This is a genomic window from Ruegeria sp. CI5, from assembly GCF_056536885.1.
In genome coordinates this window covers 71,202-87,066 of the sequence record NZ_JBQFQN010000004.1, presented here as the reverse complement: position 1 = coordinate 87,066, position 15,865 = coordinate 71,202, and the positions used below count along the sequence as shown (strand labels likewise).

Sequence of the window (15,865 nt, the reverse complement as noted above, 5' to 3'; positions counted from 1 at the left end):
ATCAGTTGGCTCTGATATGCGCGTCAGCGGCCGGGAAGTCAAGATTTGGAACGGTTCTAAATCGCTGCAGCCTGTCGGATGGCCATGTCCAGTCGGTCATCGCCCCAGTAAAGCTCCTCATCCACGACAAAACTGGGGGCGCCGAAGATCCCCAGCGATTTGGCGCGGGCAACCTGGTCAAACAGAGCACTCTTGATGTCAGAGTCTGCGGTTCGGTCGATCATGTCCTCGGGGAGGCCGGCGGCGGACAGGGCGCTGCGCAGGACTGGCTCTACCGAAATGTTCAGGCCTTGGCCAAACTGCGCGGCAAAAACGGCGCGGGAGAATGCAGCGCGCGCTTCACGTTGAGGGATGGCGAGCGCAAGGCGTGCGGCCTTCAGGCTGTTTTGCGGAAACTCGGCAGGTCGGGTCAAGGGCAGGTCACGCTGCCGGCACAGCCGTTCCATGTCGCGCCACATGTACCGCCCCTTGGCCGGATAGATGTTGAACGGTGAGGTTTTCCACCCCTGTTCGGCAAAAATGGGACCCAGAAGGAATGGCTGCCAGTCCACCTGCACGCCACAGGCTGCTGCGTCCTGTTCGACCCGCATGGCGCTGAGGTAGGAATAGGTCGAGGCGAAATCGAACCAGAAGTGCAGGGTGGCGGGCATCAGGTGATCTCTTCGAGCTTCTCCTTGCTCAGGTCGCCCGGAACGATGGTAATCGGAATCGGCAAGCTGCCGGAATTCCGCGTCAACTGAGTGACCAGTGGACCGGGGCCCTTCTTGTCAGTACCTGCACCCAGAACAAGGACGCCGATTTCGGGATCCGAGCGCACATGCTCAATGATCTGCGGAACGGGTTCACCCTCGCGGATCGCCAGTTCAGGCTCGATCCCCTGCTTGTCGCGCATCCATTTGGCAAACACCTCGAAATGCGCATGGATACGTTCGCGGGCTTCTTCCCGCATCACTTCGGCCACGCCGATCCAGTGGTTGAACTCGTCCGGAGGAATGACCGAGAGGATGGTCACCCCCCCGCCCGTATGCGCAGCACGCATCGCGGCGAAACGCATGGCGTTCAGGCACTCGCGGCTATCGTCAAGAACTACAAGGAACTTGCGCATGAATGTCCTCTTCGGTTTTCGGGATCATGCCCGAGCATTCGGTGTCTGGCAACTCGGGCCGCGACGGACCGTTGCTTATTGGTTGCTGGCTGCCCAGTCCCAGTAGAGCGCGCGCGTGCGGCGCGTGATAGGGCCAATCTGATATTGCGTGTCGTCCAGTGCGGTCACGGGCGTGACCTTGTTCATGTTGCCGGACATGAACACTTCGTCCGCGTCGTGGAAATCGTCGAAGGTCAGAACAGTTTCGTGAACCGTCACCCCGTCGCGACGCAGGTTGTCGATGTGCCGAGCGCGCGTGATGCCTGCAAGGAAGGTTCCGTTCGGTGCCGGAGTAAACACCTCTCCATCCTTGGCCATGAAGATGTTGGCCGTTGCGGTTTCTGCCACGTTGCCCATGGCGTCGGTCACCAATGCGTTTGAAAACCCCTTGGATCGCGCTTCCGCCAGCATTCGGGCGTTATTTGGATACAGGCACCCGGCCTTGGCGTTGACGACCGCGCTTTCCAGAACCGGGCGGCGGAAGCGGGTGGTCGTCAGAGTGACCGAGGCCGCCTCGGGTGCCATTGGGATCTCTTCGAGGCAGATGGCGAAACCTGTGCTGTCACCCTGCGGTACGATCGCGGTCGCGTCGCCGTCGATCCCCCAGTACATCGGGCGAATGTAGACGGCGGCCTCGGTCGGGTATGCTTCCAGACCTTCGCGGATCAGTTCGACCATTTGTTCGGTGGTCACGGTCGGAGTGAGCATCAGCGCCTCGGCCGAGCGGTTCACCCGGTCGCAATGCGCGGCCAGATCAGGGGTCATGCCATCAAATCGGCGGGCCCCGTCAAACACCGACGAACCCAACCAGGCCCCGTGGTCCGCAGCCCGCATGATCGGGGCATCGCCATCGTGCCATTTGCCATCGAAATAAGTGCGGATATTCTTGCCGACTGCCATTGTGCCCTCCGTCAATTCCGCCGAACCGTAGGAGCGCGCGCGCCCGAGGTCCAGCAGATTATCCGGCCGACGATGGCAACACGTCGCGCTTGACCATCGCGCGCAGGGCGAAGTTGGAGCGCAGGTTGCGGATGCCCGGAATCTGCATCAGCCGGTTTTCCAGAAACGCATCAAAGGCGGTCAGGTCACGCGCCACGACGCGCAGCAGGATGTCGCGCGAGCCTGTCATGAGGTAACACTCCATAACCTCATCGCAGCGCAGGATGGCGCGTTCGAAGGCGTCGATGGCGTGGCGGTCCTGTTTCTCCAGTTCGACCGACACGAAAATCGTGACGCCAAAGCCCAGCTTCTCAGGGTCGACCTGGGCCGAATATCCGGTGATCACCCCGTCGCGGCGCAGGCGGTCCAGGCGTCGCGCGCAGGGTGTGGGCGACAGGCCCACCTTTTCGGCCAGGTCCAGAACGGTCATGCGCCCGTCCTGCTGCAGCGCGCGCACGATCTTGCGGTCGATCTGATCCATGGGGAAAATCCCTAAAATTGTCGGCTCGGATTATTATTATCGCCAAGAGCAATGTGTTGGCCAGCACGTATTGGCGAAAATCGCTCGGTCGGATGTGGCAGACTCGATCTGTCATTCCGGAGGAGCAAAATGGAAATAACCACGATTGACGCGCCAGATCACGAGCGTGTGGTCGAATTCAAAGACGCCGCCAGCGGGCTTTCGGGCTTTGTGGCGATCCACTCCACGCAATTGGGGCCTGCAGCGGGTGGCGTGCGGATGCGCACCTATGGCCACCCGTCCGAGGCGCTGGACGATGCGCTGCGCCTGTCGCGGGGCATGACCTACAAGAACGCCGCGGCCGATCTGCCGCTGGGCGGGGGCAAGGCCGTGATCATCGGCGACCCGAGCGCGGACAAGACGCCCCGGTTGCTGCAGGCCTTCGGCCGCGTGGTCCAAAGCCTCGGCGGCCAATACTGGACGGCCGAGGACATGGGGATGACCCCGGCCGACATGGCCCAGATCGGCACCGAAACCGAATATGTCGCCGGTCTGCCCGATGGCCCGTTCGCCAGCGGCGACCCGTCGCCCATCACCGCCCGCGGGATCTTCAACGCCATCCGCGTGACTGCGCGGCATCGGTTCGGGTCCGCGGACCTGAGCGGCAAGACCGTCTCGGTGCAGGGGCTGGGCCATGTGGGCGAACATCTGTGCGCGCTGCTGAATGATGCCGGGGCGAAACTGGTGATCACCGACATCGATACGGGCCAGACCGCCCGGTTGGCGGACCGGTTCGCGGCGCAGGCCGTCGCGCCCGATGCGATCTATGCGGCCGAGGCGGATATTTTCGCGCCCTGCGCGATCGGCGGCATTCTGAACGAAACCAGCATTCCGTTGCTGAAGGTCGGCGCGGTGGCCGGTGGAGCCAACAACCAGCTGGCGACCGATGCCGACGCGCAGCGCCTGCATGACCGTGGCATCATCTACGCTCCGGATTTCGTGGCCAATGGCGGCGGGATCGTGAACGTCGCGACCGAGATCCTGAAGATCAAGGACCGCGAAGCCTGGGTCGGTCAGCGGCTCGAGGCGCTGGAGCGGACGATGGACCGCATCCTGACCCGCGCCAAGGTCGATGGCGTCAGCCCCCATGCGGTGGCCGAATCCATCGTCGAGGAAAAACTGCACCCGCAGGCCGCCTGACCTGCAACGAAAAACGCCGCCCCGGATCAGGGGCGGCGCTGAAGTTTCTGTCTGGGTCTCAGGCGCGGCCGGCGCCCACCATCCCCACGATCTCGTAGGTGCGGCTGAGGATCGGAGCCGCGATTTCCCGCGCCCGTTCTGCGCCACGGTCCAGAATCCTGTCGATCTCGGCCTGATCGCCCATCAGCCGCGCCATCTCGGTCGAGATCGGCGACAGCTTTGCGACCGCCAGATCGGCCAGCATCGGCTTGAATTCACCGAACTGCTTGCCCCCGACCTCGGCCAGAACCTGCTCGACCGTCTGATCGCTGAGCGCGGCATAGATGTTGACCAGGTTGCGCGCCTCGGGGCGGTCTTCCAGCCCGTCCACTTCCGATGGCAGGGCGTCGGGGTCGGTTTTGGCCTTGCGGATCTTCTTGGCGATGGTGTCGGCATCGTCGGTCATGTTGATCCGGCTCATGTCGGACGGATCCGACTTGGACATCTTCTTGGCCCCGTCGCGCAGGCTCATCACGCGCGTCGCCGCGCCCTCGATCACCGGCTCGGTGATCGGGAAGAAATCGACGTCATAGTCGTGGTTGAACTTGGTGGCGATGTCGCGGGTCAACTCAAGATGCTGTTTCTGGTCGTCGCCCACCGGCACATGGGTCGCGTGATAGACCAGAATGTCGGCGGCCATCAGCGAGGGATAGGCGAACAGGCCCAGTGAGGCGTTCTGCTGGTTCTTGCCGGCCTTGTCCTTCCACTGGGTCATGCGCTGCATCCAGCCCATGCGCGCGACACAGTTGAAGATCCAGGCCAGTTGCGCGTGCTCGGGCACCTGGGACTGGTTGAACAGGATCGACTGTTCCGGGTCGATGCCGGCGGCGATAAAGCCTGCGCACAGCTCGCGCGTGGAATGCGCCAGTTCCTTGGGGTCCTGCCAGACGGTGATCGCGTGAAGATCGACCATGCAGTACACGGTCTCCATCTCCGGCCCCTGCATATCCACAAAACGCTTGAGCGCACCAAGGTAGTTGCCAAGATGCAGGTTTCCCGAGGGCTGAATGCCGGAAAACACGCGCGGCGTGAACTTGGTCTCGGTCATGGAAGGGAACTCCCGTCTGGAAAAATAAGCCTCCGTCGCTTACCCATGAGGCAAAGGGACGTCAACAGCCGCGAAAGGCCCGCCCAATGAGCAGCGAGCATTACACACCCCCCGTGAACCCCCTGCCACCCGTGGTGGTGGCGCTGGTCTTGTTCATCATGGGGATCGAACTGGCTTTCACCCTCGGCACGCGGGGCCTGGTCGGCGGACCGGGCGCGGTAGGCTGGCGGCTGGAGGCGATTCAGCGCTATTCCTTCTCGGCGGACATCTTCGACTGGATGGTGATGAACGGGCGTTGGCCGGTCGAGCATATGATCCGGTTTTTCACCTACCCCTTCGTGTCAGGCAGCTTTACCCAGGCGCTATTTGTCTGCGTCTTTGTTTTGGCGATGGGCAAGATGGTGGGTGAGGTCTTTGGCGGTTTTGCGATGCTGGTGATCTTTGTGCTGTCCGGCGTGGGCGGGGCGCTGGCCTATGCGGTGCTGCTGGACCCGCGCTATCCGCTGGTCGGGGGCTTCCCGCCGGTCTACGGCCTGATCGGCGCGTTCACCTGGCTGCTATGGCGCAGGCTGTCGCTGGTCGGAGAGAACCAGGCGCGGGCGTTCCAGTTGATCGCGGTGCTGATGGGCATCCAACTGCTGTTCGGGCTGATCTTCGGCGGCACCTCGGATTGGGTGGCCGATCTGGGTGGGTTCGCGACCGGGTTCGGGCTGTCGTTTTTCGTGGCGCCGGGCGGATGGGCGCGGCTGGTGGGGCGTATTCGGCGGGACTGAGGTGGTCAGGACCTTCGCAGGGCGGACCGGAACTCGGACAGGCGGAATGCGCCCAGCAGGTGGCCCAGAAGGAAGTAAGATACCGCGGCGACCACGATCAGGCCCAGCAAGGCCAGATAGCGCCAACCCGGAACCTCGAACGTCCAACCGAACAGCTGCATCGCCGCGATCAGCACCACGCCCATTCCTATTGAGGCGGCCAATATCCTGGGCGCGCGGCGCTTGAACCGGTCGTCGAAACGGGCTTCGTCGCCCATGCGCCGAGCGCCCAGTGCCAATTGCGCCACCATGCCCCACCCGGCGGCCGAGGCCGCGATGGCCGGGGCGATCCAGCCGACGATCGGGTACAGCCCAAAGGCCAGAACAGCGTTGATGACCATCGCCACCACGGCATACCGGAAGGGCGAGCGGGTATCCTCACGCGCGAAGAACAGCGGTTGCAGCAGCTTTTGCAGCATGAAAGCCGGCAGTCCGATGCCATAGACCGCCACGGCCAGAGCGGTGGCAGCCGTGTCTTCAGGTATGAACTGTCCACGCTCGAACAGGACCGAGACCAGTGGCGCGGGGATAAGCACGAAGGCCACGGTGGCCGGAATAGTCAGCAGTAGGGTGAACTCTCCGGCGCGGGAAAAGGCATTGCGCGCGCCATCGCCGTCCCCTGCGCGCAGGCGGCGTGACAGGTCGGGCAACAGTACGATGCCCACGGCGATGCCGACCACGCCCAACGGCAGCTGATACAACCGGTCGGCGGCAAAGAGCCAGCTGATGGCCTTTTCGGTCTTTGATGCGACCAACTGCCCAACAACGAGATTCACCTGCGTCACACCCATGGCAAGTGCCGCCGGTACCGCGATCCGAACCATGTTGCGCATTTCAGGGCTGAGCTTCGGCCGGCCGAACCGGATGCGAATTCCGGCGCGTTCGGTGGCGACCCAAACCAGCGCCAGTTGAACAACCCCGGCAATGGGTATAACTGCGATGAGCCAACGGATGACCTCGCCCCCGGTTGCCGCGCCTACGATCAGTGCCGTGCAGGCGAAGATGTTCAGCAGGACCGGTGCCGCAGCAGCGGCGGCAAAGCGCCCCGTGGCATTGAGAACCCCGGAAAACAGCGCGGCCAAGGACATGAACAGGATGTAGGGAAAGACGACATACCCGTACCCGACCGCCAGATCGAAACGTTCGTCGCCATAAAACCCCTCGGCCGTCAGCCAGACCAGACCCGGCATGAACACCATGGCCAGCCCGACCAGCGCCAGAACGGCCGCCGCCAGCAGGTTGAACGCATCCTGCGCAAACCCTTGCGCGTCTTCGCCGCCCTCCAGCCGTTTCGAGAACATCGGAACGAAGGCCGCATTGAAAGCGCCCTCGGCGAAGAACCGGCGGAACATGTTGGGCAGGCGGAAGGCTGCGACGAAAGCATCCATGACCGGCCCCGGCCCGATATAGGCTGTCAGCAGGATTTCCCGCAGAAAGCCCAGAATACGGCTGGCAAGGGTCCAGAACCCGACCGTGAACAGGCCCGAGAACAGGCGGATCTGCTTCATGAGGCCGCCCGCTCGGCGCCTTCGGTGATCGCGGTGCGCAGCTTGGCTTCCAGCGTCCTCTGCTTGGCCTCCGAGTGGTATTTGAGCCCGAACATGTCCTTGACGTAGAACGTATCCACCACCTGCTCGCCATAGGTCGCGATCACGGCATTGGCGATATAGACATTGGCGGCGGCAAGGGTCCGGGCCAGATCGTAGAGCAGGCCGGGCCGGTCGCGGGTGTCGACTTCGATGATCGTGTAGATCTCGGACCCTTCATTGTCGAAGGTGATGTGCGTCGGGACGTTGAACGCCTTTTCCCGCTTCTTGATCTTGTCGCGGGACTTGAGTGCCTCGCGGGCCACCACTTCGCCCTTGAGGGTGCGGTGGATCATCTGGGTCAGGCGCGGCAGACGCGACAGTTCGAACGGGTGGCCGTCAGCGTCCTGGATCCAGAACGCGTCAGTCACGTAGCCGTCCTTGGTGGTATAGCTGCGGGCATCGACCACGTTTGCGCCCACGAGCGCCAGCGCGCCGGCGATTCGGGCAAAGATACCTGGGTGGTCGGCCATCGCGAAGCAGGCGCGGGTGGCGTCGCGATCCTCGTCTGGTTGCAGGCGGATCTCCATCGCGCCGGGGTCACCGTCGGCTTCCAGTGCGCGCAACATCTCAGCGAATTCGACATGGGTCGAGAGGTTAAGCCCTTGCCAATACGGATCATAGTGCCGCCCGGTTTCCGTCTTGAGATCGGCCTTGGACCAGGCAGACAACGCGTCACGCAGCGCTTTCTTGGCCTCGGCGCCACGATTGGCACGGTTGAGGTCCTCCATGCCGGTTTCCAGCGCGCGCTTGGTTTCCGCGTGCAAGGCCCGTAGCAGGGTGGCCTTCCAGTTGTTCCAGGTGTTCGGCCCAACGCCGCGGATGTCGCAGACTGTCAGGACAGTCAGCAGATCCAGCCGTTTGACGGTCTGAACCGCCTTGGCAAAGTCGCGCACCGTGCGCGGGTCCGAGATGTCGCGCTTCTGTGCCATGTCCGACATCAGCAGGTGATAGCGCACCAGCCATTCGACGGTTTCGCACTCTTTCTTGTTCAGCCCCAGCCGAGGCGCGACCGTCCGTGCGATCTTGGCCCCCAGGATCGAGTGATCCTCGGGGCGGCCCTTGGCGATGTCGTGCAACAGCAAAGCGACGTAAAGCACACGCCGGTTCACTCCGCCCTCGAGGATCGACGAAGCCAGCGGCAGCGCTTCGACAAGTTCGCCCCGTTCGATCTGCGCCAGGTTGATGATGCACTGGATCGTGTGCTCGTCCACCGTGTAGCTGTGGTACATGTTGAACTGCATCATCGCCACGATGGGCTCGAACTCGGGGATGAAGGCCGACAGAACGCCCAACTCGTTCATGCGGCGCAGCGCGCGTTCGGGATTGCCGTGTTTCAGCATCAGATCCAGAAAGATGCGCCTCGCCTCTTTGTCGTTGCGCATTTCGTCATCGATCAGGTGCAGGTTGGCCGTGACCAGCCGCATCGCATCGGGATGGATCAGCATACCCGTGCGCAAACCTTCCTCGAACAGACGCAGTAGATTCAGCTTGTCGGACAGAAAGCTTTTGGGGTCGGCCACATCCAGCCGGCCATGAACAACCCTGTAGCCCGCCTTGACCCGTGGCTTGCGGCTGAAGATGCGTTCCAGCAACGGCGCGTTTTTCATATGTGCCGCTTCAAGCTTGGTCAGGAAGATCCGTGTCAGCTCGCCCACTTGAGTGGCTTCTCGGAAATAGCGCTGCATGAAGATTTCGACGGCCCGGCGGCCTGCTCGGTCTTCGTATCCCATGCGGTCGGCCACCTCGACCTGCAGATCAAAGGTCAGCTGTTCGGTTGCGCGCCGTGTCACCAGATGAAGATGCGAACGTACGGCCCAAAGGAAGTCTTCGGCTTGCACGAACGTGTTGAATTCGTCCTGGGTGAAAAGCCCCAGCGGGACAAGTTCAGCCACGTCGTGAACGCCGTAGATGTATTTGGCGATCCAATACAGCGACTGCAGGTCGCGAAGGCCGCCCTTGCCCTCTTTCACGTTCGGTTCGACCATGTACCGCTCGCCCTGCTTATGGTGGCGTTCGTCGCGTTCATGCAGTTTGGCTTCGATGAACTCGCGTTCGGTTCCTTTGAACAGCTCGGATTTCAGCCGGCTTTCCAGCTCATCGGCCAGGTCCCGATCACCGGCCAGATAGCGCTGTTCCAGCATCGCTGTCCGGATCGTGAAATCCTCGTCTCCCAGACGCAGGCAATCACGGATCGTGCGCGAGGAATGCCCGACTTTCAGCCGCAGATCCCAGAGAATGTACAGCATCGACTCGATCACGCTCTCGGCCCAGGCGGTGATCTTGTAAGGAGTCAGAAACAGCAGATCGACATCCGAAAACGGCGCCATCTCGCCGCGCCCATAGCCGCCCACCGCCAAAACCGCCATCTTCTCGCCCTGGGTCGGGTTGGCCAATGGATGCAGATGCTGTCCGGCCACGGTCATCGCGGCGCAGACCAGCCCATCGGTCAGATAGGTGTAGGATCGCGTCAACGGCCGGGCGTCAAAGGGCCGGGCGGCGAACGCCTCTTCGATGGCCTGACGCCCGGATTTCTGAGCGTCCCGCAGGATCCGGACGGCCTCGTTTCGGGCTGCGGCCGTTTCCGGAATGTCTTTCAGGGCCTTCGACAGCAGCGCGTTGACCTTTTCGCCATCGAAGATTTCGCTGGCGTCGCAGATCAATGCGCCAGCCGGCGCGGGGATCGTCACAAGCTGATCAGAAACCGGCGCCAGAGAAGCTTTGCGGGGCAGGGTCAATCACAACTACCTGTTTGTTCTGGATCGTGGCCACGGCCAGACCTCGTTCATTCGTACCGTTCGGGCGCAGACGGAAAATACCGCCAACACCCTGGAACCCGGCATTCTGGGTCAGGGCCGCGGCGGAGAGGGCATTGGACTTCCCTTGGCTGGCCAGAGCGCCGATGGCGGCGATGCCGTCATAGGCCAGGCCGCTGATCGGATGCGGGGCCTCGCCATAGGTCGCGTTGTAGCGCACGCGATAGGCCTGGGCCTTGGCAGGGTCAGGCAAGGCAAACCATCCGCCCTGCACGCCCGGCAGTTCCAGCGTCTGGGCCGGAATGTCCCAGCGTGTCAGGCCAATATATTGCACGGTTGCCGGTGAGACACCGGCCTCGGGCAGCAACTGGCTGAAAAGCGGCAGCGCGCCGGCGGTCGTGGCGGTCAAAAAGAGCGAATCCGCCCCCGTCGAGTCCACAGTTGCCTTGATCGCAGGAATGGCGTCGATCACGCCCTGCTGAGATCGATCAAAACCGACCACACCCGCATTCGCCACACGGCTGTTGCCAAGTGCGTTCGAGATTGCCGCCTGGCCCAATTGGCCTGCCGCATCGTTGCTGTGCACGATGACGGTGCTTTTCTTTCCCTGTTTGCCGGCGTAGCTGACAAGCCGGTTGGCCGTGTTGTCGAAGGTCGGGCCAAGGACAAACACGTTTCCGCCGGCAATGCTGGTATTGTTCGAGAAGGACAGAACGTTCACGTTCTTGCTCAGAACCGCAAGGCCGGCAGCATTTGCAGCCTGCGCGTAGACCGGCCCCAGAATGACCTTTGCGCCGTCGGCAACGGCCTGTTGTGCAACTGCGGCTGCCGTGTTCGGATTGCCGGCAGTGTCATAGACGCGAAGATCGATCTTGACGTTGTTCAGATCGGCCATGGCCAGCCGGGCAGCGTTCTCAAGGCTTTGCGCCAACGCGGCGTCGCCCGATTTGGGCACCAGCAGGGCAACGGGGATCGGCTCTGACGTGTCTATCGACGGTCCGCGCCCGGTGGCGCCGGGTTCGCAGGCGGCCAAAAATGCCGCCGCGGTCAGGCCGATGGCGAATTTCGCCAGTTTGCGAACGGGCTTGCAAACGGTAAACATCTAAATGAAAACTCCCTGATCCGGCGGCAAAGAACGCTGCTGTTCTATCACGCCGCGATAATAAACGTCACGCTGCGAGGGTCCAGCTTTGAATTTCCAAAAGGTAAGATTGGCTGGGGGGCTGTATTTTGTTGCCACTCCGATCGGAACGGCGCGCGACATTACGCTCAGGGCGCTGGACGTTCTGGCCTCGGCTGATGTGATCGCGGCGGAAGATACACGCAGCCTGCGCAGATTGATGGAGATTCACGGTGTACCCCTCGAAGGGCGGCGCATCCTGGCCTATCACGACCACAGCGGCACGGCTGCGCGTGAAAAACTGATTGCCGAACTGTCCCAGGGCAAGTCCGTGGCCTACGCGTCCGAGGCCGGCATGCCCCTGATCGCCGACCCGGGTTATGATCTGGGCAAGAAGGCGGCCGAGGCCGGGTTCAGCGTGACCTGCGCCCCTGGAGCGTCAGCCGTCGTTACGGCGCTGACCCTGGCGGGCTTGCCGACGGACGCCTTCTTTTTCGCCGGATTCCTGCCGAATGCGTCCGGCGCCCGCCGAACACGGATCGAGGCGTTGCGGGATGTTCCCGGGACGCTGGTGTTCTACGAATCTCCCAAGCGTTTGGGGGCGTGCCTGTCGGATCTGGCGCAGGTTCTGGGTGGCGAGCGTCAGGCCGCGGTCTGTCGTGAACTGACCAAGAAGTTCGAAGAAATCCGGCGGGCTAGCCTTGCAGAGCTGTCCGAACAGTATCGAGATGCCACCGTGAAGGGCGAGATCGTCTTGCTGGTGGACCGTGCCCATTCACAAGCCGTTAACGATTCGGATGTAGAAGAGGCGCTGCGACAGGCTCTGGAAACGCACTCGGTGCGGGATGCGGCGGATCTGGTGTCCAGGATGTATGATTTACCACGGCGGCCGATCTACCAGAAGGCCCTGAAGATAGGAAAGGGATGATATGGCGCGACGGTCGGTCCAGGGCTCGGTTTCCTATCACGCCGGGCAGGCGGCCGAGCACAGCGTCGATGCCGATTACGAAAGCCGAGGGTTCAAGGTCTGTCACAGGCGCTGGCGCGGCGCGGGGGGCGAGATCGACCTGATCGTCCGGGATGCGCAGGGCCTTGTGTTTGTCGAGGTCAAGAAGAGCCAAAGCTTTGACCGCGCCGCCGCGCGGATCAGCAAGCGTCAGATCGACCGGATATACGCCTCGGCGGCGCAGTATTTGGCGCAGGAACCGGGCGGGCAGCTGACCAATGCCCGGTTCGATGCGGCTCTGGTGGATGCAACGGGCGCAGTGCAAATCGTCGAAAACGCCTTTGGTCAGGGCTGATCGCCATTGAACACCCGTCCCCGCTGGGCCATGTATCTGGCGTGACTACGAGGGACACGCCATGAAAATCGCCTTTCAGATGGACCCGATCGGGGCCGTTGACATCAATGCCGACAGCTCGTTCCGGCTGGCCGAAGAAGCTCAGGCCCGTGGGCACCAAATGTTTTATTACGGACCCGATCAGCTGGCCTATCAAGAGGGGCGCATCACCGCCCGCGGTAACGATATGACGGTGCAGCGGGTTGCGGACCAGCCGGCGGTTCTGGGGCCTGAGCGCGAGGTTGATCTGGCGGATTTCGATGTCGTCTGGCTGCGGCAGGACCCGCCGTTTGACATGCACTATATTACCTCAACGCACCTGCTGGATCGGTTGCGCGGTCAGGCGCTGGTGGTGAATGATCCGTTCTGGGTGCGCAACTACCCGGAAAAACTGCTGGTTCTGGATTTTCCCGACCTGACTCCGCCCACCACGATCGCCCGCGATCTGCAGACCATCAAGGCGTTCAAGGAAAAGCACGGCGATATCATCCTCAAGCCGCTCTATGGCAATGGCGGGGCCGGCGTGTTCCGGCTGGATGCCGATGACCGCAACCTGACTTCGTTGCATGAGTTGTTCACCGGTTTCTCGCGAGAGCCGCTGATCGTTCAGAAATTCCTTCCGGATGTGCGCAACGGCGACAAGCGGGTGATCCTGGTCGATGGCGAACCGGTCGGCGCGATCAACCGCGTTCCGGCCGAGGGTGAGACCCGGTCGAACATGCATGTGGGCGGCCGTCCCGAAAAGATCGGGCTGACCGACCGCGATCTTGAAATCTGCGCGGCCATCGGCCCGCTGCTGAAGGAAAAGGGCCAGATCTTTGTGGGTATCGACGTGATCGGAGATTATCTGACCGAAATCAACGTGACCTCGCCCACCGGAATCCAGGAATTGGAGCGGTTCAACGGAACCAATATCGCCGAAAAGATCTGGCAGGCGATCGAGGCCAAGGTCTAGGCCGCAACCCGGGCGCTGATCCTATAGCTCAGCGCCTCGGCCACGTGGGGGCGACGCACATCGGGCGCGCCCTCCAGATCGGCAATGGTGCGGGCCACGCGCAGGATGCGGTGGTAAGCCCGTGCCGACAGGCCGAACCGCTCGGCCGCCTTGACCAGCAGGTCCTTGCCCTCGGCATCTGGTGCGGCGACCTCTTCCAGCAGATTGCCCTCGATATCGGCGTTCTGGCGAATCCCGGGCGTGTTCTGAAAGCGCCGGGCCTGAACACCGCGCGCCTGTTGCACCCGCGCGGCGACGGTGGCCGAGCTGTCGCCGGATGGCGGCAGGTCAAGGTCGGTAAAGCCCACGGGCGGCACTTCGATCCGCAGGTCGAACCGGTCCATCAGCGGCCCCGAGATGCGGCCCAGATAGTCCTCGCCGCAGACGGTTGCGCGCGAGCAGGCGCGGGACGGGTCGCTGAGATATCCGCATTTGCAGGGGTTCGCCGCCGCCACCAACATGAACCGGCAGGGGTATTTTACATGGGCGTTGGCGCGGGCGACCATGACTTCGCCGGTCTCGATGGGCTGGCGCAGGGTTTCCAGAACCGTGCGTGGAAATTCGGGGAATTCGTCCATGAACAGGACGCCGTTGTGGGCCAGGGAAATCTCGCCGGGTTTCGCGCCTTTTCCGCCGCCCACGATCGCCGCCATCGACGCCGTATGATGCGGTTCGCGGAACGGGCGGGTCCGGCTGATGCCGCCTTCGTCCAGCATGCCGCACAGCGATTGGATCATCGAGGTCTCGAGCGCTTCGGTGGGCGTCAGCGGCGGCAGAATGCCGGGCAAGCGGGCGGCGAGCATGGATTTGCCCGATCCCGGCGTGCCGATCATGATCATGTGGTGACGGCCGGCCGCTGCGATTTCCAATGCGCGTTTTGCCCGTTCCTGCCCTTTTACGTCGCGCAGATCGCGGGTCGAGGGCTCCAACCTGACCTCGCCGGGCTGGGCGACCGGCAGGGGCGACTGGCCGGTGAAATGGCGCACGACGTCGGCCAGGGACGCGGCCCCGATCACCTGGGTCGCGTCGACCCAGGCCGCCTCGGCACCTGACGCGCGCGGACACAGCAGCGTGCGGCCCTCGGCCGCGGCGGTCATTGCGGCGGGCAGGGCGCCGGCCACGGGCACCAATGAGCCGTCCAGCGAAAGTTCGCCCAGAGCCATGGTGCCTTCGGCGGCGTCGGCGGGCAGGATGTCGATGGCACAGAGCAGGGCCAGCGCGATCGGCAGGTCGAAATGGCTGCCCTCCTTGGGCAGGTCAGCGGGCGACAGGTTGATCGTGATGCGTTTGGAGGGCAGCGCAATGGCCATCGCGCCAAGCGCGCTGCGCACGCGTTCGCGGGCCTCGGACACGGCCTTGTCCGGCAGGCCGACGATCGAAAAGGCGGGCAACCCGGGGGAAACGGCGCATTGCACCTCGACCGGGCGGGCCTCGACCCCCTGAAAGGCAACGGTATGAGCGCGGGCGACCATGGCGATCCTGTTCTTGGTTAACAGGACCTTGCTGCCATGGCGCCGGTTTAGGAATGGTTAACGGTCACACTGCCTGCCGGATCATTTGCGTGAATTTCGGCCATGCGCCGGGGTCGGCCACGGTTTTGTCGCGGCAGAAGGTGTTGCAGAAGCCCCATCGTTTGCCATCCAGCTCCAGAAATGCGGTCACCGGCTTGCCGGAATAAGGGCAGAGGTCATTGACCGATGACGCCGCCTCAACTACGCGGGCCGTCGAGGCTCCGCCGATCGGCCAGGGCTCGGCGTCGAGCGGCTGGTCATAGGGGAACGGGTCGTAGTCGACCGTCAGCCCCATCGCGCGCCATTGCCGAACCGCCGGGTCTGACAACAATTCCATGCAATAGTCGTGGTTCTGCACGGACACGGGCAGACCGTAGCCGATGATCCGGGCTGCGACCGGCGTATAGAACACATCGGCCAGGGAATAGCTGCCGAACAATGGGCCGGTCTCCGTGCCTGAGATTTTGCGCGCATGCGCCCACAGGGCCTCGATCCGGGTCAGATCGGCGCGGGTTTCGCCTGACGGCTCGAACCCTTTCCAGCGGTGTTTGAGTTGCATGGGGCAGGCCGACCGCAGCGCGTGGAACCCGGCGACCATCTCGGCACACAGCCAACGGGCGGTTGCGCGGGCGGCGGCGTTCCGCGGCCAAAGCCCCGCATCGGGGTGGCGTTCGGCGAGCGTCTCGGCTATGGCGAGGCTTTCACCGACCACCGTGCCGTCGGGCAGGCGCAGCGCGGGGACCAGACGGGCCGGGACCAGCGGCTGCATGTCCCGGGCCATCGTGCCCGAATACAGGCCGATCATGTGGGTCGTGTAGGGCAGGCCGAATTTTTCCAGTATCAGCCAGCCGCGCATGGACCAGCTGGAAAACAGGCGGTCCCCGATGAAAAGGTCATAGGTCATGGCCCGAGGATG

General features: G+C 63.1%; 15 protein-coding genes. 5 read left to right on the top strand and 10 right to left on the bottom strand.

What is annotated here, in order from left to right:
* Positions 1 to 56: 56 nt before the first annotated feature.
* From ACR0BA_RS13135 to ACR0BA_RS13120, 4 genes are all read right to left on the bottom strand, one after another.
* On the bottom strand, positions 57 to 650 hold the full coding sequence (locus ACR0BA_RS13135) for a 2-hydroxychromene-2-carboxylate isomerase (protein ID WP_170373067.1): 594 nt from the start codon (positions 648 to 650) through the stop codon (positions 57 to 59).
* Positions 650 to 1,105: a universal stress protein gene (locus ACR0BA_RS13130; RefSeq protein WP_170342153.1), complete on the bottom strand. Its 456-nt coding sequence runs from the start codon at positions 1,103 to 1,105 to the stop codon at positions 650 to 652. The genes ACR0BA_RS13135 and ACR0BA_RS13130 overlap by 1 nt, the downstream gene beginning before the upstream one ends.
* A 75-nt stretch (positions 1,106 to 1,180) precedes the next feature.
* Positions 1,181 to 2,044, bottom strand: a complete 864-nt coding sequence (locus ACR0BA_RS13125; protein ID WP_170360171.1) for a branched-chain amino acid aminotransferase — start codon at positions 2,042 to 2,044, stop codon at positions 1,181 to 1,183.
* A gap of 58 nt (positions 2,045 to 2,102) precedes the next feature.
* Complete coding sequence (locus ACR0BA_RS13120) at positions 2,103 to 2,564, bottom strand: Lrp/AsnC family transcriptional regulator (protein ID WP_170360173.1); 462 nt, start codon at positions 2,562 to 2,564, stop codon at positions 2,103 to 2,105.
* Positions 2,565 to 2,693: 129 nt separating this feature from the next.
* On the opposite strand from ACR0BA_RS13120, the gene ACR0BA_RS13115 reads away from it, so the two are divergent.
* Positions 2,694 to 3,743 carry a Glu/Leu/Phe/Val family dehydrogenase gene (locus ACR0BA_RS13115; protein ID WP_170365352.1) on the top strand — a complete coding sequence of 350 codons (1,050 nt, stop codon included), beginning with the start codon at positions 2,694 to 2,696 and terminating at the stop codon, positions 3,741 to 3,743.
* 58 nt (positions 3,744 to 3,801) lie between these two features.
* On the opposite strand, the gene trpS is transcribed toward ACR0BA_RS13115, so the two are convergent.
* Complete coding sequence (trpS, locus tag ACR0BA_RS13110; RefSeq protein WP_480728329.1) at positions 3,802 to 4,830, bottom strand: tryptophan--tRNA ligase; 1,029 nt, start codon at positions 4,828 to 4,830, stop codon at positions 3,802 to 3,804.
* A gap of 86 nt (positions 4,831 to 4,916) precedes the next feature.
* Between trpS and ACR0BA_RS13105 the strand changes: the two genes are divergently transcribed.
* A complete protein-coding gene (locus tag ACR0BA_RS13105; protein WP_260064150.1) occupies positions 4,917 to 5,603 on the top strand; it encodes a rhomboid family intramembrane serine protease in 687 nt (228 codons plus the stop codon).
* Between the two features lie 5 nt (positions 5,604 to 5,608).
* On the opposite strand, the gene murJ is transcribed toward ACR0BA_RS13105, so the two are convergent.
* Genes murJ through ACR0BA_RS13090 form a run of 3 tightly spaced genes read right to left on the bottom strand, consistent with a single transcriptional unit; the run spans position 5,609 to position 11,086 of the window.
* Positions 5,609 to 7,150 carry a murein biosynthesis integral membrane protein MurJ gene (gene murJ / locus ACR0BA_RS13100; protein ID WP_480728326.1) on the bottom strand — a complete coding sequence of 514 codons (1,542 nt, stop codon included), beginning with the start codon at positions 7,148 to 7,150 and terminating at the stop codon, positions 5,609 to 5,611.
* Entirely contained in the window at positions 7,147 to 9,966 is a 2,820-nt protein-coding gene (locus tag ACR0BA_RS13095; protein ID WP_480728325.1) for a [protein-PII] uridylyltransferase, read from the bottom strand. The genes murJ and ACR0BA_RS13095 overlap by 4 nt, the downstream gene beginning before the upstream one ends.
* Positions 9,926 to 11,086 carry a penicillin-binding protein activator gene (locus ACR0BA_RS13090; RefSeq protein WP_170360183.1) on the bottom strand — a complete coding sequence of 387 codons (1,161 nt, stop codon included), beginning with the start codon at positions 11,084 to 11,086 and terminating at the stop codon, positions 9,926 to 9,928. The genes ACR0BA_RS13095 and ACR0BA_RS13090 overlap by 41 nt, the downstream gene beginning before the upstream one ends.
* A gap of 88 nt (positions 11,087 to 11,174) precedes the next feature.
* Between ACR0BA_RS13090 and rsmI the strand changes: the two genes are divergently transcribed.
* From rsmI to gshB, 3 genes are all read left to right on the top strand, one after another.
* Positions 11,175 to 12,032, top strand: a complete 858-nt coding sequence (rsmI, locus tag ACR0BA_RS13085; RefSeq protein ID WP_170360185.1) for a 16S rRNA (cytidine(1402)-2'-O)-methyltransferase — start codon at positions 11,175 to 11,177, stop codon at positions 12,030 to 12,032.
* 1 nt (position 12,033) lies between these two features.
* A complete protein-coding gene (locus tag ACR0BA_RS13080) occupies positions 12,034 to 12,405 on the top strand; it encodes a YraN family protein (RefSeq protein WP_480728323.1) in 372 nt (123 codons plus the stop codon).
* Between the two features lie 61 nt (positions 12,406 to 12,466).
* Positions 12,467 to 13,399 carry a glutathione synthase gene (gshB, locus tag ACR0BA_RS13075; protein ID WP_480728321.1) on the top strand — a complete coding sequence of 311 codons (933 nt, stop codon included), beginning with the start codon at positions 12,467 to 12,469 and terminating at the stop codon, positions 13,397 to 13,399.
* On the opposite strand, the gene ACR0BA_RS13070 is transcribed toward gshB, so the two are convergent.
* On the bottom strand, positions 13,396 to 14,910 hold the full coding sequence (locus ACR0BA_RS13070; RefSeq protein WP_480728319.1) for a YifB family Mg chelatase-like AAA ATPase: 1,515 nt from the start codon (positions 14,908 to 14,910) through the stop codon (positions 13,396 to 13,398). The two genes, gshB and ACR0BA_RS13070, sit on opposite strands and share 4 nt — an antisense overlap.
* 64 nt (positions 14,911 to 14,974) lie before the next feature.
* Positions 14,975 to 15,853: a glutathione S-transferase N-terminal domain-containing protein gene (locus tag ACR0BA_RS13065; RefSeq protein ID WP_480728318.1), complete on the bottom strand. Its 879-nt coding sequence runs from the start codon at positions 15,851 to 15,853 to the stop codon at positions 14,975 to 14,977.
* Positions 15,854 to 15,865: the final 12 nt, after the last annotated feature.